Annotated in this window: 22 protein-coding genes; 11 read left to right on the forward strand and 11 right to left on the reverse strand. The window is 63.7% G+C overall.

Translation table 11 applies throughout. The annotated features are described in order from the left end of the window. Positions 1 to 5: 5 nt before the first annotated feature. The 4 genes from ACR64R_RS05975 to ACR64R_RS05990 form a co-directional block, all read right to left on the reverse strand. Positions 6 to 428: a DoxX family protein gene (locus tag ACR64R_RS05975; RefSeq protein WP_487360763.1), complete on the reverse strand. Its 423-nt coding sequence runs from the start codon at positions 426 to 428 to the stop codon at positions 6 to 8. A gap of 123 nt (positions 429 to 551) precedes the next feature. Next, on the reverse strand, positions 552 to 974 hold the full coding sequence (locus ACR64R_RS05980) for a DoxX family protein (RefSeq protein ID WP_487360764.1): 423 nt from the start codon (positions 972 to 974) through the stop codon (positions 552 to 554). A 329-nt stretch (positions 975 to 1,303) separates the two neighbouring features. Then, entirely contained in the window at positions 1,304 to 2,701 is a 1,398-nt protein-coding gene (gene fumC, locus ACR64R_RS05985; protein ID WP_487360765.1) for a class II fumarate hydratase, read from the reverse strand. A gap of 106 nt (positions 2,702 to 2,807) precedes the next feature. Then, positions 2,808 to 3,287 (reverse strand): cupin domain-containing protein, encoded by a 480-nt coding sequence (locus tag ACR64R_RS05990; RefSeq protein ID WP_487360766.1) that lies wholly within the window; start codon positions 3,285 to 3,287, stop codon positions 2,808 to 2,810. A gap of 103 nt (positions 3,288 to 3,390) precedes the next feature. Between ACR64R_RS05990 and ACR64R_RS05995 the strand changes: the two genes are divergently transcribed. After that, a complete protein-coding gene (locus ACR64R_RS05995) occupies positions 3,391 to 4,368 on the forward strand; it encodes a LysR family transcriptional regulator (protein ID WP_487360767.1) in 978 nt (325 codons plus the stop codon). A 63-nt stretch (positions 4,369 to 4,431) separates the two neighbouring features. Here the strand turns inward: ACR64R_RS05995 and betI are convergent, their stop codons facing one another. Next, positions 4,432 to 5,100: a choline-binding transcriptional repressor BetI gene (gene betI, locus ACR64R_RS06000; protein ID WP_487360768.1), complete on the reverse strand. Its 669-nt coding sequence runs from the start codon at positions 5,098 to 5,100 to the stop codon at positions 4,432 to 4,434. 84 nt (positions 5,101 to 5,184) lie between these two features. Between betI and choX the strand changes: the two genes are divergently transcribed. The 3 genes from choX to ACR64R_RS06015 all read left to right on the forward strand — a co-directional run bounded on the left by choX (position 5,185) and on the right by ACR64R_RS06015 (position 7,835). Next, positions 5,185 to 6,123 carry a choline ABC transporter substrate-binding protein gene (gene choX, locus ACR64R_RS06005; RefSeq protein ID WP_487360769.1) on the forward strand — a complete coding sequence of 313 codons (939 nt, stop codon included), beginning with the start codon at positions 5,185 to 5,187 and terminating at the stop codon, positions 6,121 to 6,123. After that, entirely contained in the window at positions 6,120 to 6,953 is an 834-nt protein-coding gene (locus ACR64R_RS06010; protein ID WP_487360770.1) for an alpha/beta fold hydrolase, read from the forward strand. Before choX ends, ACR64R_RS06010 begins: the two co-directional genes overlap by 4 nt. A gap of 402 nt (positions 6,954 to 7,355) precedes the next feature. Next, positions 7,356 to 7,835, forward strand: coding sequence for a sulfocyanin-like copper-binding protein (locus tag ACR64R_RS06015; protein ID WP_487362385.1), 480 nt, complete (start codon positions 7,356 to 7,358; stop codon positions 7,833 to 7,835). A 65-nt stretch (positions 7,836 to 7,900) separates the two neighbouring features. Here the strand turns inward: ACR64R_RS06015 and ACR64R_RS06020 are convergent, their stop codons facing one another. Then, the gene (locus ACR64R_RS06020) at positions 7,901 to 8,488 is read right to left on the reverse strand and encodes a hypothetical protein (protein WP_487360771.1); all 588 of its coding nucleotides are present in this window, start codon (positions 8,486 to 8,488) and stop codon (positions 7,901 to 7,903) included. Positions 8,489 to 8,644: 156 nt separating this feature from the next. On the opposite strand from ACR64R_RS06020, the gene ACR64R_RS06025 reads away from it, so the two are divergent. Next, positions 8,645 to 9,775: a metallophosphoesterase gene (locus tag ACR64R_RS06025; protein WP_487360772.1), complete on the forward strand. Its 1,131-nt coding sequence runs from the start codon at positions 8,645 to 8,647 to the stop codon at positions 9,773 to 9,775. Positions 9,776 to 9,829: 54 nt separating this feature from the next. Here the strand turns inward: ACR64R_RS06025 and ACR64R_RS06030 are convergent, their stop codons facing one another. Next, positions 9,830 to 10,009, reverse strand: a complete 180-nt coding sequence (locus ACR64R_RS06030; protein ID WP_487360773.1) for a CsbD family protein — start codon at positions 10,007 to 10,009, stop codon at positions 9,830 to 9,832. Between the two features lie 216 nt (positions 10,010 to 10,225). Between ACR64R_RS06030 and ACR64R_RS06035 the strand changes: the two genes are divergently transcribed. The 6 genes from ACR64R_RS06035 (at position 10,226) to ACR64R_RS06060 (ending at position 14,306) form a co-directional block, all read left to right on the forward strand. Next, on the forward strand, positions 10,226 to 11,626 hold the full coding sequence (locus ACR64R_RS06035) for a patatin-like phospholipase family protein (protein ID WP_487360774.1): 1,401 nt from the start codon (positions 10,226 to 10,228) through the stop codon (positions 11,624 to 11,626). An 18-nt stretch (positions 11,627 to 11,644) separates the two neighbouring features. Further along, on the forward strand, positions 11,645 to 12,298 hold the full coding sequence (locus ACR64R_RS06040; protein WP_487360775.1) for a glutathione S-transferase family protein: 654 nt from the start codon (positions 11,645 to 11,647) through the stop codon (positions 12,296 to 12,298). 335 nt (positions 12,299 to 12,633) lie between these two features. Then, on the forward strand, positions 12,634 to 13,041 hold the full coding sequence (locus ACR64R_RS06045) for a hypothetical protein (protein WP_487360776.1): 408 nt from the start codon (positions 12,634 to 12,636) through the stop codon (positions 13,039 to 13,041). Position 13,042: 1 nt separating this feature from the next. Beyond that, on the forward strand, positions 13,043 to 13,201 hold the full coding sequence (locus tag ACR64R_RS06050) for a hypothetical protein (RefSeq protein WP_487360777.1): 159 nt from the start codon (positions 13,043 to 13,045) through the stop codon (positions 13,199 to 13,201). A 53-nt stretch (positions 13,202 to 13,254) separates the two neighbouring features. Continuing rightward, a complete protein-coding gene (locus ACR64R_RS06055; protein ID WP_487362386.1) occupies positions 13,255 to 13,593 on the forward strand; it encodes a YkgJ family cysteine cluster protein in 339 nt (112 codons plus the stop codon). A gap of 101 nt (positions 13,594 to 13,694) precedes the next feature. Beyond that, positions 13,695 to 14,306 (forward strand): LysE family translocator, encoded by a 612-nt coding sequence (locus ACR64R_RS06060; protein ID WP_487360778.1) that lies wholly within the window; start codon positions 13,695 to 13,697, stop codon positions 14,304 to 14,306. A gap of 375 nt (positions 14,307 to 14,681) precedes the next feature. Here the strand turns inward: ACR64R_RS06060 and ACR64R_RS06065 are convergent, their stop codons facing one another. The 4 genes from ACR64R_RS06065 to groL form a co-directional block, all read right to left on the reverse strand. After that, positions 14,682 to 15,113, reverse strand: coding sequence for a TadE/TadG family type IV pilus assembly protein (locus ACR64R_RS06065; RefSeq protein ID WP_487360779.1), 432 nt, complete (start codon positions 15,111 to 15,113; stop codon positions 14,682 to 14,684). A gap of 35 nt (positions 15,114 to 15,148) precedes the next feature. After that, entirely contained in the window at positions 15,149 to 15,733 is a 585-nt protein-coding gene (locus tag ACR64R_RS06070) for a TadE/TadG family type IV pilus assembly protein (RefSeq protein ID WP_487360780.1), read from the reverse strand. Further along, a complete protein-coding gene (locus ACR64R_RS06075; protein ID WP_487360781.1) occupies positions 15,730 to 17,673 on the reverse strand; it encodes a pilus assembly protein TadG-related protein in 1,944 nt (647 codons plus the stop codon). The genes ACR64R_RS06070 and ACR64R_RS06075 overlap by 4 nt, the downstream gene beginning before the upstream one ends. Before the next feature lie 258 nt (positions 17,674 to 17,931). Beyond that, the gene (gene groL, locus ACR64R_RS06080; RefSeq protein WP_487360782.1) at positions 17,932 to 19,584 is read right to left on the reverse strand and encodes a chaperonin GroEL; all 1,653 of its coding nucleotides are present in this window, start codon (positions 19,582 to 19,584) and stop codon (positions 17,932 to 17,934) included. Positions 19,585 to 19,636: the final 52 nt, after the last annotated feature.

The following is a 19,636-nucleotide window of genomic DNA, read 5'->3' on the forward strand; positions in this document are numbered from 1 at the left end:
CCGGCTCAGGTCACCTCAGCGCCTATGCCGAAGCCGCGCCCGTCGGCCGACCACGCGCCGGCGCCCGCCATGGCGAGCGCCAGGAAGCCGCCGGCAATGGCGATGTCCTTCATCAGCATCTGCCGGTGCAGGAAAGCGAGGGTCGCGTCGCCGCCGCCCTGGCCGTAATGACCGATGAAGCCTGCGACGACACAGAAGGCGGCAAGCAAAAGCGCCACGATGCGCGTCTGGAACCCCACGAGGATCAAAAGCCCGGCAATCAGCTCGAACAGGCCGGTGCCCCAGGCGGCCAAGGTCGGCAGCGGCAGGCCGAGGCCGGCGAAATAATTGATTGTGCCGGCGATGTTGGTAAGCGCCTGGAAGCCCGATGGCACGAACAGCGCGGCAAGAAGGAGCCGCGACATCAGAAGCAACGCGTTGCGGAACATTGCGACCTCCCTTGCCGGCGCCCGGTTTGTCTGGTGCCGGCTGCGACGCAGTCTACGCCTGTAACGAAAAAGCGGCGCGGAAAATTCCGCGCCGCCTGCGTTCAAAGCCTGGGAGGGAAGTTTTCAGCCGCGCTTGGCGTCGACCGAATAGGCGCCGGCGCCGGACGACGCGAGCAACAGGAAGCCGCCGGTGATTGCAAGGTTCTTGAGGAACTGGATCATCTGCATCTGGTCGGCCCAACCGGTATGCGCGACGAGGCCGGTGGCGATCGTGAAGATTGCGAGCACCCAGGCGACGATCCTGGTCTGGAAGCCGACCAGGATGGCAATGCCGCCGAGCAGTTCGATCAGGCCGACGAGAACGGCGGTCACGGTCGGCACGGGCAGGCCAAGGGCGCCGAAGTAGGCGGCGGTGCCGGAAATGGCGGTAAGCTTGCCGAAGCCGGAAAGCAGGAAGATGACTGCCAGCAGGATGCGGCCGAGCAGGATCGTGGTGGAGCTGTTGGACGCGGTGCCGTTGCTGGCGACGGAAGAGTTGATGGACATGGCGGTTCTCCGAAAGGGTTGTATGCCCAGACAGATAGACGACGGAGACTGTCCACCAGAAGCCACCTATGTGACGACACATTGTTCACAGAACTTATATTTCGAGTATCGGCAGCAGCGCGCGAAATCATGTCCCGAGGTTGGGCTATCGCAGTAAATTCTACTGCTGCGAAATGGCTCAGCCTCAACCCGAAGTTGGCGAGCGCAAGCTTCGGAGATTTGCCGACAGGCTCGTGACGTCGTCATTTCGGGGCGAAGCTCCGTCGCGGAGACCCCGGGCTGACGAAATCGGGAGGTTGCCGGCAGCAACCGCTCCGCTTCGAGGAGAACTACCCCGGATGCGTCATGTCCTCCGGCCGGACCAGCCGATCGTAATCGGCCTCGCTGACCAGCCCTGTGGCCAAGGCTTCCTCGCGCAATGTCGTGCCGTTCTTGTGCGCGGTCTTGGCGATCTTGGCGGCATTGTCGTAGCCGATGGTCGGCGCCAGCGCCGTCACCAGCATCAGCGAACGCTCGAGCGCGGCCTTGATGTTGTCCTCGCGTGCTTCGATGCCGACCACGCAATTGTCGGTGAACGACACCGAAGCGTCGGCCAGCAACTGCACCGACTGCAGGAAATTATAAGCCATCAGCGGGTTATAGACATTGAGTTCGAAATGGCCCTGGCTGCCGGCGAAGGTGAGGGCGGCGTTGTTGCCGAACACCTGCACGCATACCTGCGTCATCGCCTCGCACTGGGTCGGGTTGACCTTGCCCGGCATGATCGAGGAGCCCGGCTCGTTTTCAGGCAGGGACAGTTCGCCGAGGCCCGAGCGTGGGCCGGAGCCGAGCAGGCGGATGTCGTTGGCGATCTTGAAGAGCGCGGCCGCTGCCGCGTTGATGGCGCCATGCGAGAACACCATGGAATCATGCGCCGCGAGCGCCTCGAACTTGTTCGGCGCGGTCACGAAGGCGATGCCGGTGGTACCGGCGATGCGGTCCGCTACCTTTTCCGCGAAGCCGACCGGCGCGTTTAGGCCAGTGCCGACGGCGGTGCCGCCTTGCGCCAGTTCCTGCAGGCCCGGCAGCGTCTGCTCGATGCGCTTGATCGATGAGGCGACCTGCGCCGCATAGCCTGAAAACTCCTGGCCAAGCGTCAGCGGCGTGGCGTCCTGCGTGTGGGTGCGGCCGATCTTGATGATGTGGTTGAAGGCGCGGGCCTTGGCGTCGAGCGCCTTGTGCAAATGGTGCAGGGCAGGGATCAGGTGATGCACGACCCGCTCGGCGCAGGCGATGTGCATGGCCGTCGGATAGGTGTCGTTCGACGACTGGCTCATATTGACGTGGTCGTTGGGGTGCACCGGCTTCTTCGAGCCCATCGCCCCGCCGAGCATCTCGATCGCCCGATTGGAGATCACCTCGTTGGCGTTCATGTTGGACTGCGTGCCCGAGCCGGTCTGCCAGACAACCAGCGGGAAATGGTCGTCGAGCTTGCCGTCGATGACTTCCTGCGCGGCATCCACGATCGCTTTGCCTATCGCCGGGTCAAGCCGCTTCATCTCCATGTTCACTTCGGCCGCGGCGCGCTTGACGATGCCGAGAGCGCGCACGATCGAAGCCGGCTGCTTTTCCCAACCGATCTTGAAATTGCCCAAGGAGCGCTGCGCCTGCGCGCCCCAATAGCGGTCGGCCGCCACCTCGATGGGACCGAACGTATCGGTTTCGGTTCTGGTCTTTTGAGCGCTCACTGGAAATCTCCGGTCTGTCGATTTGCGCAAGGGCGTATCGCGTTGCACAAATGGCATCAAGCGGAGATTGCGGGCGCGAAAGATGCAAATCGGTTGAAGGGACGGCTCACACGATCGGCGGTCCGACGAGATCGATGCCGTTCTCCGCGCATAGCCTTGCCAGCCTCTCGATCATCTCCGGCGTCGGCGGCGCCGTCGGCGGCAGATCCGGCCTTTCGGCAGGGCGACTTGCCTTGCGCACCATCGTTTCGAAATCGGGACCGCGCGTGACGGTCAGCGTATGCGCGCCTTCGGGAGACTCGACCCTGTAAGTGTGCGGCAGGCCTTTCGGCGCGATGAACGTCTCGCCGGCGCCGACCATCCGCTCGTGACCGTTGATCAGAAAACGCATCCGTCCCTCGAGGACATGGAACACCTCATCCTCGTTGCGGTGCACATGCAGCGGCGGCGAATCGCCATGAGGCAGTCGATGTTCGATGACGCAGGTTCCGTCCTCGCCGTCGGCCGACGATATCTGGATGACGATCAGCGTATTGTTGAACCAAAGGAGTTCCTTGCCGGCGATGATACTGTTGGTCATTGTCATGATGTTTCTCCTGTGTTGCGGCGGCCTTGCGGCGTCGACGGCGACCTAAACAGTGATGGGGCGGCGGTGGAAATCGAATGATCGTATGCGGCGGATTGATGCGATGAATTTGAACGCGCTCGACCTCAATCTGGTCAGGGTTCTCGATGCGCTTCTGCGCGAGAAGAGCGTGACGCGCGCCGGCGAGCAGATCGGCCTCAGCCAGCCTGCGGTCAGCGCGGCACTAAACCGCCTGCGCCACGCGCTCAACGACCAGCTATTCGTGCGGCGCGGCAACGACATGGTGCCGACGCCGCGCGCCGAAAGCCTTGCCGGGCCGGTGCGCGCGGCGCTGCGCGAGATTGAACGCGCCTTCCAGCCGGCGAAAGACTTCGACCCGGCGAAGCTCGAACGGACCTTCACCTTCATGGGCGCAGATTTCTTTTCCATGCTCTTGATGCCTTCGCTTGCGGCGCGCATCGCGACCGGAGCGCCCGGTGTCGCTTTGCGATTTCTGGACAGCGCGCGCGGTGACGTATCCAGGCTGCTCCAGGACGACGAGATCGACGCCGCGCTGGAGCGCCCGCTGGAGGTTTCCGGCTGGGTCTCCAGCACGCCCCTTTTCCATTCGCCGTTCGCAATCATTGCCGCACGCGACAATGCCGCGATCAGGCTGTCCGGGATAGCGCAGGGCGACCAATTGCCGATGGAGCTCTTCTGCGAACTGCCGCATGTCCTTCGCTCCATCGACGGTTCGATGTCCGGTGCGACCGATCAGGCTTTGGCAGAGCTCGGATTGAAGCGCAGGGTGAGCCTTGCCTTGCCGCACTTCCAGGCCGTCGCGCTGGCGGTGGCGCAGGGCAACCACCTTGCCGCCGTTCCCCGGCAATTCGCGCGATGGGCGGCGAAGAGCCTGCCGATCGCCACCTACGAAGCGCCGCTTTCCATATCCGTGCCCGAAGTCAGGATGTACTGGCACGCCCGCCACGATGAGGAGCCGCCGCATCGCTGGATCCGCGAGCGCATCCTCGATGAGGTCGCAAACCTCGGACTCAGGGACCAGGACGGTCCCGAGAGCGCCCAGCCTCACTGTGTAGCGTAGACGTCATCGACAGCCCGACCTCGTCGATTGCGGATCGAACGCGGGGGCAGTCAAGCGCCGGAGCTATCGCCTGGTATGAACTTTATCCGGCCAAGCTCCACCCGACGGGGTCGGCTGGCCAATGGCCAGACGACCCGCGACGAAGTCCTTGACCTGGCGCACCGCCTGCTCGCGAGTCACGCTGCCTGGCTGGAGGCCGAGCCTGAGCCACAGCCCGTCGATCAGCGCAGTGACGCCGAGCACGATCTCTTCGGCTTGTTCCGGCGAGGCGAGGCCGCGCAGGCCGGACAACAGGTTCGAGCGCATGCGCGCATGGATGACCTTCTGGATCCGCGCCAACTTCTCGTCGCGCGGCACCTCGGCGCAGAGGGAGAGCCAGGCATGGCAGAGCGGCGGTAGGAACAAGTGCTCCTCGAAATTGCCCTCGATCACGGCGTCCAACCGTTCCAGCGCCGTGCGCGCCCGCCGGAGTTTGGTGACCACGGCGTGACAGAGCACGGCGTTGGCCTCGCGCATGGCGTGCTCGAAAAGCTCCTGCTTGTTGCGGAAATAGTGCAGCACGATGCCTTTCGAGGCGCCGGCCTGGGCCGCGACCTTCTCCAGTGTCGCGCCGGCGATGCCTTCGCGCTCCAGAACGGCGAATGCCGCCTGCCGCAACTCCTTGCGGCGTATGTCGCTGAGACGCGTGAGTTTCACCGGACCGATCCATGCATGGCGAATCCATGTTGACATCTTCGCCCGCTCAGATCAATGATTGACCAATGGGACAACAAAATGACCAATAGGTCAAAAATGATCGACAAGAGGAGAACCGGAATGTTGCGCATGCTTGCGAATGGCATCTGTGTGGCAGCCTTGATGTTGGTTTCGCAGGCGGCGCGAGCCGCCGAAGCCGAAAGCTGCAAGACAGTGCGCATGGCCGAGCCCGGCTGGAACGATCTCGCCTTCACCACGGGCGTGGCCAAGGTGCTGTTCCAGGCGCTCGGCTATGAGCCGCAGAGCGAAGTGCTCGGCATCAACGTCATCTACGAGGGCATGAAGAACAAGGACCTCGACCTGTTCCTCGGCTACTGGGACCCCGCGATGGTCACCTATTACGAGCCGTATAAGAAGGATGGTTCGATCGAGAATGTGCGCGTCAATCTGGTCGGCGCCAAATACACCTTCGCCGTGCCGACCTATGTCTGGGAGGCCGGCGTCAAGGACCTGTCCGACCTGCACAAATTCGCCGACAAGTTCGGCAAGAAGATGTACGGCATCGAGCCTGGATCCAACCAACTTATGATGGACGCCATTGCCGATCCCCAGTTTGGCCTGGACGGCTGGCAGGTGGTGGAGTCGAGCGAAGCCGGGATGCTGTCGGAGGTCGGCTACGAGATCAAGGAGAAGCAGTTCATTGTCTTCCAGGGCTGGGCGCCGCATCCGATGAACACGATGTACGACTTCAAGTACCTGACCGGCGGCGACAAGTTCTTCGGTCCGAATTTCGGCGCCGCCACCGTGACGACGCAAGTGCGCAAGGGCTATCTGCAGGAATGCCCGAACGTCGCGCGGTTCCTGAAGAACCTTGCCTTCGACATCGACATGGAGAACGTCGGCATGGGCTATCTCATCAATGACGGCATGAAGCCGGAGGATGGGGCGCTGAAGTCGATCACCCTGCACAAGGACCGCCTCGATGCATGGCTGGCCGGCGTGACCACTTTCGACGGCAAGCCCGGTCTCGCCGCCGTCAAGGAAAAGCTCGGCCTGTGAGGCCGCCGCTATACTTTCGGGAGCAGGAGGCCGAGCAGGCCGCCTGGGCCGGGCGCAAGCGGACGGTCGATGTCGGCGGTCTCGACCTTGCCTATGTCGAGATCGCCGGTTCTGAGCCGCCGCTGCTGCTCGTCCACGGCTTCACCGACACCAGTCGCAGCTTCTCGCTGCTGGCGCCGTATCTCGCCGGCCGGCGCCTGATCATGCCGGACCTTCGCGGGCACGGTGGCTCACAGGCGGGCGGTGCGTTTGGCGTCGCTGATTTCGCTGACGACATTGCCGGGCTGATCCGGCGCCTGCGGCTCGACCGGCCGGTCGTGGTAGGGCATTCGCTGGGCGGCATGGTAGCCATGCAACTGGCCTCGCGGCATCCGGAACTCATCGGCGGGCTGGTGCTTCTGGCTACCTCGCTGCGCCCGGGCATGACGCCGGATCATCCGCTGGTCGCTGGCATTGCGGCCTTGCGCGATCCGATCTCGCCGGGCGATCCGTTCTATGATTGGTGGCATCAATGTGGGCCCAGCGTGCCGCGCGCCTTTCTCACCGAACTGGCGAAGGATGCCTCGACGATGCCGGCGGCGCGATGGCGGGCGGTTCTCGAAGAAATCCGGCACACCGATCTTTCCGCCAGTGTGAGGGCCGTGCGGGTCCGGGCGCTGATCATAGCAGGTGCCACCGACCCGCTCTTCGATCGGGCGCACCAGCAGGCTTTGGCCGGCGCGCTGACAGGATCGCGCCTCGTCTGGGCACAGGATTGCGGGCACAACCCGCATTGGGAAGATCCGGCCTTTGTCGCCGAGGCTATAGCCATCATGTTGTCGGCCCGCTGACCATGGCAACAGCGATCGGGCTTTAGGGGCAGGCGCAATGTCTCTGCCGGTTTCTCCAAGGCCCGCGCCTCGACTTCCGGCCGCAAATGATGGATCGAAATCTCAACAAAATCGATCAAGCGGCTCGCTTCGCTCATGCTTTCGGCCTCGCTGCTGTCGCCAGCCGCAATATGGGGTGGTCAGGATCCGCACTCTGACAGGCTCGCTTCAGCAGCGGCAGGTCGTTGGAATCGACCAATGGCTGGGGACGCCCCATGCGAAGTCCAGGATTTGATCCAGCGCAAGGCCACCTGTGGCGCCACGTGCAATCATGTGATCACCGTTGGGCCGTTCATTGGCTCTGGAGCGGTTAATTGCCGGTAGCCACCGGTGTCTGCCGAGAGGAGTTTCGCAGTGAAAAAGATGGCAAGGAATGCGGCGCTAGGGCTTGCCGCGATTGTTACTATGGCCGGCGCAGCCCGGGCTGACAGCACAGTGCAGGTCTCATTGTGGGACAAAGGGTCGAACATGCCCATGGTTACGGGCATGACCTACGGAACTCCAAATCTCGACATGTCCAAGGCAACCATGGGCATAACCGCCACACCCGCTGAGGCCAAGGCCGGCAAGATCACCTTCAAGGTGAAGAACAGCTCAAAGGATACCATCCACGAGATGATCGTGATGTATCTGGCCAATCCCAAGGACACGCTGCCCTATGTTGCGGACGAGAATCGAGTCGATGAGGACAAGGCCGGCGACAAGGGAGAGGTTTCTGAACTCGACCCGGGCGCCTCAGGCTCGCTCGCTGTTGACCTGAAACCCGGCAAGTACGTGCTCATCTGCAATGTTCCCGGTCACTTCGCGTCGGGCATGTGGACGGAGTTCACCGTCAAGCCATAGCAACCGGTCGGTTTTGAGGCGGCTGATGCTCGGCCGGCGGCGGTTTGCCGGCGGCCGAAAGCGCCTCACTCCGCCAAAGGCTTGATCGCCTCGAATCCCACTTCGCTCTGCGCGCTGGTCCCGTCGTCGTAGCGCCGCGCCAGCACCGCCTGGAGGTCGGGCGAGTAGAGCGCGGTGAAGGCATCGATGACGTTGCCATTATCGCCGGTGATCGTTTCACCGATCACCAGCACATTGTATCTGCAGTCGCCGAGCCTGTAGGTGTCCTTGCCTTTGACGGTGAGCGCCAGCGTTTCGGTGCCTTTCGGCGCCTTTTTCGAGGACAGCCGCACGAATTCGGTCTTGCTGCTGGCGCCCGCCTTCAGCGGGAACAGCTTCTTGACGTCGTCGAGCGGGATCATCGACAGCCGCCCGGTATCGCTGTCGCGGAACACCTCGATCAGCCCCGCATAAAGATACTGCGTCTGCGGCGAATCCGACTGATATTTGTTGGTGACCGCGACCATGCCGCCGGGCGCCGGTCGAAACTCGCTGCTGATGCCGGCCTTTTCAAGCACGAAGCCGGCCTTTGCGGATTTTGCGTTGACGCAGTCCGAGGCCTGCGCGGCGAAGGTGAACATGGCGAAAACCACGCCAGCCGTCAGGACCTTCATGCTTTCCTCCCCTTGGGTGCATGCCAAAACCAATGACAGACCGCTGCCTCGCTGTCGACCAAGGAGCCTTTCGAGCCTTGGCATGAAAGGTCCTCAAAAGCGCTGGCCGGGCATTGTACTAGACGACACGGGTGGAGGATGTTTAATCGGGCGACGATGAATCGACCCTCGCCAGCAGCCATCTCGCGCCGCCTCTTCATCTCCCGTTTGGGAGGCCTCGCTGCTGCCTGCGCGCTTCCTCGCGTCGCCTTCGGCCAGACCGGGCGGCGCATCCAGCCGATCGACGCCACCTTTTTCTTCATCGCCGATATCCATGCCTGCCGCATGGCAAGCGGCCTCGGCCCCAACTGCTTGCAGGAAGGCAAGACCGACGCGGCGCTTCTGCGCAACGTCGCGGCCCTGAACGCCATTGCCGACAAGAAGTGGCCGGCCGAGATCGACGGCGTTTCCACCGGACTGCATTCAGCCGGCACTCGCATCGGCACGCCTCTTGGCCTTGTTACCGGCGGCGACATCACCGACGACGGTGGCGGCCAGGTCACCGAGCCCAGCGAAGGCACGCAGCTGCTGCAATTCTCCCAGCGCTATCAGGAAGGCGTCGGGCCGGACCGCGTCCACGTGCCGGTCTTTGTGGGTCTCGGCAATCACGATCTCGACCAGAACGGCTCGCCGCCGCATGTCGACTGGTATCGCCGCGAATTGCGCGACTATGTCGAGGTCAACCATCGTCCCGGCGTGTTCTTCAAGCCGCCGGTGCCGGCGACCGAATATGACGTCGACACCGACTGCTATTCCTGGGACTGGGGCGGCCTGCATCTTATCCAGACGCACCGCTTCGCCGGTGACACCGGCCATGGCGCGCCGAGCAGCCTGCCCTGGCTGAAGCAGGACCTCGCCACCTATGCGGGCGACGGTCGGCCCGTGATCATCTTCCAGCATTATGGCTGGGACGCTTTCTCGACCGAGCGCTGGGATCCGGTGAAACGCACCTATGATGATGATGGCGCCGGCCGCCCGCACTGGTGGGGCGAGGCCGACCGCCAGGCGCTGTTGGCCGCGATCCAAGGCTACAATGTGATCGCCGTCTTCCACGGCCACCAGCACGAAGTGCCGATGATCTACCAGCGCGACGGGCTCGATATCGTCAAGCCGAAGGCCGCCTATATGGGCGGCTTCGCGCTGGCGCGGGTGACTGCCGGCAACATGGATGTGGTGCTGGGGGAGGCGGCCGGCGACCATGGCGAGATCGTCTTTACCAACGCCTTCTCCAGGCAATTCCAGACATGAAAGGCCGCCTGGCGGCGGCCTCCATAGTCCTGCCATCGAGGCAAACGGCAGGGATCAGAACGCCTTCTTGACCTTGTCCTTCACGTCGCCATAGGCCTTCTGTACCTTGCCGGCGATCTTGTCCGCCGCGCCTTCTACTTGTGTTCGCCTGTTGCCGGTGGCCTTGCCAGCCGCCTGCTTGACCGACCCCTTCATTTGCTTTGCAAGGCCGGCGACCTGATCTCTGTTCACCATGCGCGCATCTCCTGGGTCTCAATGGAAGTTGGATACGGGAACCGCATCCGGCTCTCAAAACGTGCTGGTGCGGTATGGGTTCCCGGCCATGGCGATCTCTTTCGCGGTGCGGTTGCATCGGACAAGACAATCCGGTTAGGGTTCGCCGCGGCCGCGCGCGAACGCGACCGGGGGGAACCGGGTTTGCGTCTTCGTGTGGCTTTTGTCGCAGTCTTGATGGCCGTTGCCGGCTGCGTCGCCGACGATGTCGGGCCGATCAACACGCTGACCAGGCAAGCCGGCCATCCATCGCCCACTTTCATCCCTGACCCGACCGACGATGGCTCGACCGTCGTGGGCCTGGCGTTTTCCGGCGGGGGCACCCGCGCCGCGGCCTTCTCCTACGGCATCCTGCGCGCGCTGGACGACATCGTCGTCGACGAGCAGCCGCGCCGGCGCACATTGGTCGACGACATCCGGATGATTTCGGGCGCATCGGGAGGCGCCGTCGCCGCCGCCTATTTCGGCTACAAGGGGAGGGACGGCTATGGCGATTTTCGCGAACGCTTTCTCATCCAGGACGCGGAGGCCGACCTCAGGACATCCCTGTCGCCGGTCAACTTCATCCGCGCCTACTATGGCGGTGTCAACGACCGCAGCGGTTTTGCCAGATGGCTGAACGATCATCTGTTCGATGGTGCGACATTCGAGGCCCTGCACAGGCCGAAGGGGCCGATCGTCTGGATCAACGCCTCCGACATCTATAATCGCACGCCATTCCTCTTCACCTACGACACCTTCGCCGCGCTCTGCAGCGACCTCGACAAGGTGCGGATTGCCGATGCGGTCGCGGCATCGGCCGCCGTGCCGATCGTCTTCGCGCCGATCGTGGTTTCGGCGACAAGCCCTCGCTGCGGCTATCGCAGGCCGCAATGGCTGATCCGGGCGCTCCAGGACCCCAACGCCTCGCTGCGGCTCAAGGCCTATGCCAGCGCGCTCGATTCCTATCAGGACGATGATCCGCTCGACTATGTGAAGCTGCTCGACGGCGGGCTGACGGACAATATCGGCGTCACCGGCTTCACGCTCGAGCGCTCCGCCGCGGGCACGCCCTACGGGCCGCTGTCGCCGATGGCCGCGGTCCGCCTGACGACGCTGATCTTCATCGTCGCCGACGCTGGCAGCGACGGCGACGTGAACTGGGCGAAGTCGCTGCATGGGCCGAAGGCTTCCGAACTCCTCGACGCCGTGACCAGCACCACGCTTGCCGCCTCGGTGCGTGATGAATTCGATGCGCTGAAGCTCGCCGTCTCGCAGTGGAAAGGGGAACTGGTCCGCTATCGCTGCGGCCTCCCGGCCTCGACAGTTTCCGCTTATCGCGGTTCGTCGGGCGGCTGGAACTGCCGTGATGTCCGCCTTGTGGTCCAGCACCTTTCCTTTGCCGATGTCGACCCGGCGATGCAGGCGAAGCTTAACGAGATCCCCACCCGGCTGAGGCTGCCGGTCGAGCAGGTCGACCTCACGATCGATGCCGGCCGCAAGGCGCTTGCGGTCAATCCAGACATAAACGCGGCGGTCGCCGCGATCCGGGCCCGCGCCGGCGTCAGGTCGCCGATCACGACGGCCGAAGCGAATTGAAATCATCAGGAGACGGTCTTGGCAGAATTCACTCTCCATATCGGCAACAAGTGCTTTTCGTCCTGGTCGCTCAGGCCGTGGGTGGCGATGAAGCATCTGGATATCCCCTTCGAGGAGCGCTTTGTGCGCTTGCGCACGCCGGAGACCGCGGCCAACCTCGCCAAGGTGTCGCCGACCGGCCTGGTGCCGGTGTTGAATCATGGTGGCAGGATCGTCTGGGAAACGCTTGCGATCCTTGAATATCTTGCGGACCTGTTTCCGGACAAAAGGCTCTGGCCCGAAGACCTGGGCGCCCGTGCCCTGGCGCGCTCGGTGGCGACGGAAATGCACTCCGGTTTTCGCGAGGTCCGGTACGGCTGGCCGATGAACCTGCGCCGGCCGAAATCGCACAAGCCGCTCGATGCCGAGGGCGAGGCGCAGCGGGCGAGGATCGAAGCGATCTGGCGCCAGTGCCGAGAGCAATATGGTGAAGGCGGCCCATTCCTGTTCGGTCATTTCACCGCGGCCGACGCCATGTATGCGCCGGTGGTCACGCGCTTCGACACTTATGGCGGCGAACTGGCGCCCGTCACTCGCGCCTATGTTGACGCGCTATTGGCGACGCCCGCGATGCGTCGCTGGTATGCGGAGGCAGCCAGGGAGCCATGGCCTGAGCCTGGGCCGGACGAATAGATGCATGGCGGTCGAGCCACAGATCTGTCCTTGGGTTTCCGTGCGTCGGCAGCGAGGCGGGGGCGAGGGCCATAGCCGAGGGCGACCCAGCCAACGAATTTCTCCCCTTTTTGCCGATAGCCCCAGCGCCCGTCACGATGTGATGTGATAAGTATGCAGCAAGGCCAGGGATGCACGCGTCCGCAATTTTACCTATACCCTGTTGCTTTGTGCGTGGGCATGGCCGAAAGACGCTCAGCCATTTCGGCATCAGCCTCCGGACAGGAGAATATTTTGACCGCTAGCTCGAATGAACCATGTGGGCAGGCCTTGGTGAAGCCGGCGGGCACACGCTGATGGCCACCAAACGCGTGCCATCCACGCCGATCGCCGCCGATGCGACCATCGCCGACATGGTCGGCACCCTTGACAAGCCGGTCGAATATGTTCGCCGAGTACTGGAGAGGCTCGAACGCTGCAAGCGCGCGCATGGCGATGCCCAGGTGCGCGTCGGCGTGCGCGGCCGCGCCGAAGCCCCGAACTATCTGATCGAGTATGTGCGGGAAGACGCCAAGACCCATCAGCGCACCAGCTATCAGGATGCCGCCTACAGCGGCAGTACGCATCGTGAGCTTGCGCCGCACCACATCGAGGATGCCAGGAACTGGTCGCCGGAGGAAATGAACATCACGGCGGTCTCGGCGCTGATCGGCCGCCTGCGTAAGCCGAACGCGCCATCATCGCGCTTTTCTGACGAGGACTGACATGGCCATAAAATTCTCCGCAAAGGATCAGCCGGCAGCTCTGCCCGCCACTCCCAAGTCAGAAAAGCCGGCGGCGGAGCCGGATGCGCCCGCCGAGGTCGCGACCGATCTGTTCAAGTCGCCGGCCGAAGCGCCGGCGCGCAAGACCAGGAAGAAGTAAGGCCGTTGCCGCAGGACGCCGGTCGCACGGCCATCCCACCCGGGCTGGTCGGCCTGACCGGTCAGGCCTCTGTGTCTATCGACGAGGATGCCGGCGCGGTCGCAGTCTTCGACTGCCAGAGCTGTGGCGCCTGCTGCTCCTATTCGGCCGACTGGCCACGCTTCTCGACTGAGGACGATGAGCAGCTGGATCGCATTCCGGCCGAGTTGGTTGCCGCCGACCAGTCCGGGATGCGCTGCGAGGGCGTCCGATGCGTAGCGCTCATCGGCGAGGTGGGCAAACATACGGCCTGCGGCATCTACGAATTGCGGCCCGACGTCTGCCGCGCCTGCATGCCCGGCGGCGACGACTGCCTGATGGCAAGGGCCGCGCACGGACTGCCGGTGAGCTAGTTTCCTCTCCTTCATATTATGGGAGCGAGGCATGCGCCCCGCTTGCCCCGCCTCCCACCTCCCGGTACCTTCCAGCCTCGCGGGGCCGCGGAAAGAAACGCATGAGCATCGAATTCCTGTTGACGTCGCTGATCATCGTGGCCTCGCCGGGCACCGGCGTCCTCTATACGCTGAGCGCCGGCCTCTCGCGCGGCGCGCGCGCCGCAATCATTGCCGCATTCGCCTGCACGCTAGGCATCATCCCGCACATGGCTGCCGCCATCACCGGCCTCGCCGCGGTGCTGCACACAAGCGCCGTCGCCTTCGAGACGCTGAAATATCTGGGGGTGGCCTATCTGCTCTACATGGCCTGGAACACATTGAAGGAAAAAGGCGGTCTCAGCATCGACGAGGACGCTGCGCCCCGCTCGACATCCAGGACGATCACCACCGGCATCCTGGTCAACGTGCTGAACCCGAAACTATCGATCTTCTTCTTTGCCTTCCTGCCCCAATTCGTCAGCACCAACGAGCCGAATGCGCTGCCCAGGATGCTGGAGCTTTCCGGCGTATTCATGCTGATGACCTTCGTCGTCTTTGCCATCTACGGCGTGTTTGCCGCATCGGTGCGCAGCCACATCGTCTCGCGGCCGAGGGTGCTGACCTGGATGCGCCGCAGCTTCGCTGCTGCTTTCGTCATGCTTGGCGCAAAATTGGCGCTGGCGGAACGCTAGCCCTCCAATCCGCTCCCGGTTTCGGAAGCCTCGTCGCCTCCGGAGGCGGCCGCAGCCCGAGCGCCGAGGCGCCAGGCCGAAGGCAGGCACCGATCATATTCCTGACGACACGGTGTTGAACGCCAGTCCGATTCGTAGCCCAACACCTCGCTGAGGCGTATTCAGGGCTGGGCCCGAGCGCGGCTTGCGCACTAACTCTATTCGGTCGCGCGCATGCCGGATTATGACTTGCTTGGCTTCTGGTGCGCCTCGATGCCGGACGTCACGGACGATCTGGCCGCGATCTGCCGCTAGCGATTCGAGCGATGGATCGCACTGCTGCGAGATACCTTCATGCGGGCAGGGTTGCCCAGGCGCTGCGCTCAAATGAACCGCTCATGCGCCCTGGTTGGGGAAGCAGGCCGTGGCCCTCAGCAGCGGCCCGTTGGCCAGGGACGTCAGGAAGGACGGCAGCACGGTCGCGAAAGTGTAGGATATCTGTACGGTCGTGAAGCCGCTGAGGCCGGAACAGGTCGTGTTGTTGTTGACGCTGATGTCGGCGCTGGTGAGCGCGATGCCGTCCTGCGCCGCCATGCCGCTGATAAAGGTGATGGTGTTGACGGCGTTGTACGTGCCGTTTTGCGTACAGCCGGTCTGCAGCACGCCGACGCAGCGCGCGCCGGCTGTCGCCGTTTCCTGCAGGGCGTGCTGCGCCCAGAACATGCGACCAAATTCGACCGTGCCCAACAGCAACAAAAGGAGCGGCACCGAAAGAAGCGCGAACTCGACCGCATTGGCGCCTGATCGGTCCTGGACGAACCTTTTCATGGATGTCGAGGCGGGGCGTTTGCGCGAAGAATGTCTCATTGCGGCTGCACCATGGACCGCACCGTGATGTTGCCGCTGCTCACCACGCCGAAGCCGCCGAACAGCGGCGAGTACGCCCGACTGGCGCTGATCGTCACGAATTTGCCGCCGATTCCGCCGGCCGGGCAGGTCGAACCGCAGGTGACCGCCGAACCCCATGTGACGCTGGCCGCGCTGCCGGTCGGGCAATAGCAGAGATCGGCATTGGCCACAGTGCCGCTCTGGGTCGCTGTGCCGCTGCTGGTGCTGTAGTTGATGGTGGCGCCGTTGTTGACGACAATCTGGACGCTGCCGCCCGCACTGCCCAGGCCGTTCGCCACCACTGCCAGGATGTTGCCGGCGAGCGTGCTGCCGCCGGCGGAGTTGACCTTGTCGGCGCCGAGAAGCGCATAGTTGGAGCCAGCCGAGATCGCCGAGGAAAGATCGAACTTCGCCTTCAGCGAGCCGCCGATATCGACCAGCCCGGCAAGGATGAGGATCAGCACCGGGCTGATCAGCGCGAACTCGACCGCCGAGGCGCCGCTCGTCTCGACCCGCAGAAAGCGGGCGAGGGCGGAACCGATGTTGAAACCCGGGATCACTGGACGAGGCTCACCTTGCTGGTGGTGGTTGCGCCGGTGGCGGCGATACATTCGGACGTCGCCGCCGTGCCGCCCGAAAGCGTGATGCGCGAGCCGATCATCTGCAGGCATTTGCTCGGATCTGTCGCTGACCCGAGCACACTGGAGCCGCCGTTCATGATGATCGGGCCATAGGGGAAGTAGAACGCGCCGGAGATCTGCGCATTGGAGCCGCCTTCGGCGAAGGTGGCTCCGGCCGTTACCGAAGTCGAAGTCGGCCCGATGACGGCAAGCTTTGCCGTTGAGCCTGTCTGCGGCGCGGTAAGCACGATGTTGCTGTAGCCGGCAGCCACGCAGAAGACATAGCCGTTGCAGCTTCCCGAGTTCGATTTGGTCTTGCCCGACAGCACCAGGGTTACGTTCTTCCCGTAGACGCTGATTGTCGAGCCGCCGCAGTTGGCGCTGCCGCCGCCGCCGCCATTCACATTGCCGACGACCTGGAACACGCCCGAACTGGTGGCGTCGGCCATGATCGTCTTGGAGCCGCCCCCGAGCGTGATGGCGTCGCCGTTGCCGCCGGGGCCGATCTTGTAGCTGTTGGACGTGCCGGAACCGAAGGTTATCGTCGCGCCGCCGGTGTTGTTGAAGCCGCCGGGCAGCTCGAAAGTGCTCGGCCCGCCGAAGGTGAGCGTGCTGGTGTTGCACAGGCTGACGCGCGCCGTGCCGCTGCAAGTGTTGTCGCTGATGCCGATCTTGAACGAGCCGGCGCCAAAAGTCGTGGTGCCGCCGCCGCCGGTCGTCAGCCCCTTGGCGAAATTGAAGCTCCCGGCACCGAAGGTCGTGGTCCCGGCCGTGGTCACCTGCTTGCCGAAATTATAGGTGCCGTTAGCGAATGTGGTGGTGCCGGCCGTGGTCAGCTTGCCGGCGAAATTATAGGTGCCCGGTCCGAAATTGGTTGTGGCGCTGGTCGTGAGGTCGCCGGATATGTTGTAGACGGTGGTTGCTGGACCCGTGGTGGCGAAGTTGAGGTTGATGCCGCCGCCAATGGTGATAGTGCCCAGGTTGACTGTGGTCTTCGAACCGCAATTCAGCGTCCAGGTGGATGTCGAGGATGCCCATGTCGCCGAGCAGCCGAGCGCGGTCGCCTGGCTCTGCGTCGAGCTTTGGCTCCAGGCGAAGCTGATATCGGTCCCTGTGACGCTGGTCGGAGCCGCCGGCGCTGTCGTCGCGGACAGCGCCGCGACCGTCGCGAAGCGCGCGACCGCGGCGGTAACAGCCGTATTCCCGGCCAGCGGGTCGGGTGTCGATTTCTTGGCGATCAGCGCCGCGGTGCCGTTGGGGCCGGTGATGCCGTTGCAGGGCTGGCTGGGGACGGCCGCCGAATTGTAGTTGACGCCAAGCGCCGAGATCGTGGTGCCGCAGGGAACCGTCACCGTGTTGTTCGACGACACTGTGCACTTGGGGGCGCTGATGGCCGTCCCGCCGGAAAGCGTCACGCCGGTTTGGGTACCGTCCAGGGCCAGCACGCAACCGGGTGTCGAGGCCTGAGCGCCGAGCTCGGCGACCGAATTGGCGTAGATCTGCAATTGCTGGCGATCATCAAGCACACGCGCCAGAAGCAGCTGCTTCTGCGTGCGTATCGATACGGAAACCGCATTCATGCCGGTTGTCTTCGGCGAGGCGACGAGGCTTGCCGAGACGTCCCCTGCCGGAACGCCATTGAGCGCCGCGATGCTAACCGCCGCAGCCGCCATCTGGCTGGTCGACTGCGTTTTGTTGTAGGCGAGCGCTCCGGCAACGGCCGCTAGGTCGGCGGTGCGCTGGTTGTCGGCGCGCTCGACCAGCGCGCCGCCATATTCGGTGACGAGGGCGGCCACGCCGACGAGCAACGGCAGGAGCAGCGCGGACATGATAATGACGTTGCCGTCACGGTTACGCGAAAACCGACGGAAAATCTGCATGGACCTTACACCCGTTCGGACACACAGCCGAACCCCCGGTCCTTCAGTATCCGAGAATGTGTTAAAAAATATTGTCCGACAACGATGAGGCGCTTTATTGAAGCTGCTGATTTTATTGAGTAATCGCACGGAACTTTGATAATTGGCTTTCCGACGAGCGGTCGGGCACCTTGATGAGATCGGTATCTTGGGCTCAACCCAAGAACGAAAAAGGGCGCCTTTCGGCGCCCTTTCCGTGTCGGTCGTGGACCGGACTTCTTAGAAGTCCATGCCGCCCATGCCACCCATGCCGCCGCCAGGCATACCGCCCGGCATACCGCCGGCAGATTCCTTCTTCGGGGCTTCGGCGATCATGGCTTCGGTGGTGACGAGCAGGCCGGCGACCGAGGCCGCGTCCTGGAGAGCGGTGCGCACGACCTTGACCGGGTCGACGATGCCCATGGCGATCATGTCGCCATACTCGCCGGTCTGGGCGTTGTAGCCGAAGGTCGCGCCCTTGTTCTCGAGGATCTTGCCAGCAACGATCGAGGCTTCCGCACCGGCGTTGGCCGCGATCTGGCGGGCCGGAGCCTGCAATGCGCGACGCACGATGTTGATGCCGGCGGCCTGGTCGGAGTTGGCGCCGGTGGCCTTCACGTTGGCCGAAGCGCGCAGCAGGGCCACGCCACCGCCGGCAACGATGCCTTCTTCCACGGCCGCGCGGGTCGCGTTCAGGGCGTCGTCAACGCGGTCCTTCTTTTCCTTCACTTCCACCTCGGTCGCACCGCCGACGCGGATCACGGCAACGCCGCCGGCGAGCTTCGCCAGACGTTCCTGCAGCTTCTCCTTGTCGTAGTCCGAGGTGGTTTCCTCGATCTGCTGCTTGATCTGGGCGACACGGCCCTGGATCTCGGCCTTCTTGCCGGCGCCGTCGACGATGGTGGTGTTCTCCTTGGAGATAGACACCTTCTTGGCGCGGCCGAGCATGTTGAGGCCGACATTCTCGAGCTTGATGCCGAGGTCTTCCGAGATGACCTGGCCACCGGTGAGGATGGCGATGTCTTCCAGCATGGCCTTGCGGCGGTCACCGAAGCCCGGGGCCTTGACGGCGGCGATCTTCAGGCCACCGCGCAGCTTGTTGACGACGAGCGTGGCCAGGGCCTCGCCTTCGACGTCTTCCGAGATGATGAGCAGCGGCTTCGAGGTCTGAACGACGGCTTCCAGCACAGGCAGCATGGCCTGCAGGTTGGACAGCTTCTTCTCGTGCAGCAGGATGTAGGCGTCTTCCAGATCGGCGACCATCTTGTCGGCGTTGGTGACGAAGTAGGGCGAGAGGTAGCCGCGGTCGAATTGCATGCCTTCCACGACTTCCAGCTCGGTCTCGGCGGTCTTGGCTTCCTCGACGGTGATGACGCCTTCGTTGCCGACCTTCTGCATCGCTTCCGCGATCATCTTGCCGACCGACTCGTCGCCATTGGCCGAGATCGTGCCGACCTGGGCGACTTCCTCGGAGGTCTTGATCTTCTTGGCGGCCTTGCCAAGAGCGACGACGACTTCAGCGACGGCGAGATCGATGCCGCGCTTCAGGTCCATCGGGTTCATGCCGGCGGCAACGGCCTTGTTGCCTTCCTGGACGATCGCCTGGGCCAGAACGGTCGCGGTGGTCGTGCCGTCGCCGGCGATATCGTTGGTCTTCGAAGCGACTTCGCGGACCATCTGGGCGCCCATGTTCTCGAACTTGTCCTCAAGCTCGATCTCCTTGGCGACGGTGACGCCGTCCTTGGTGATGCGCGGGGCGCCGAACGACTTGTCGATGACGACGTTACGGCCCTTCGGGCCGAGGGTCACCTTCACTGCGTCGGCGAGGATGTTGACGCCGCGCAGCATGCGCTCACGGGCGTCGCGGGAGAATTTTACTTCTTTTGCAGCCATGGTTAGCTCCTGACAGGGGCTCGGGAAGAGCCCGAAAACTCAGTTGATGGAG

This window comes from Mesorhizobium sp. MC2-1-1 (assembly GCF_057597255.1).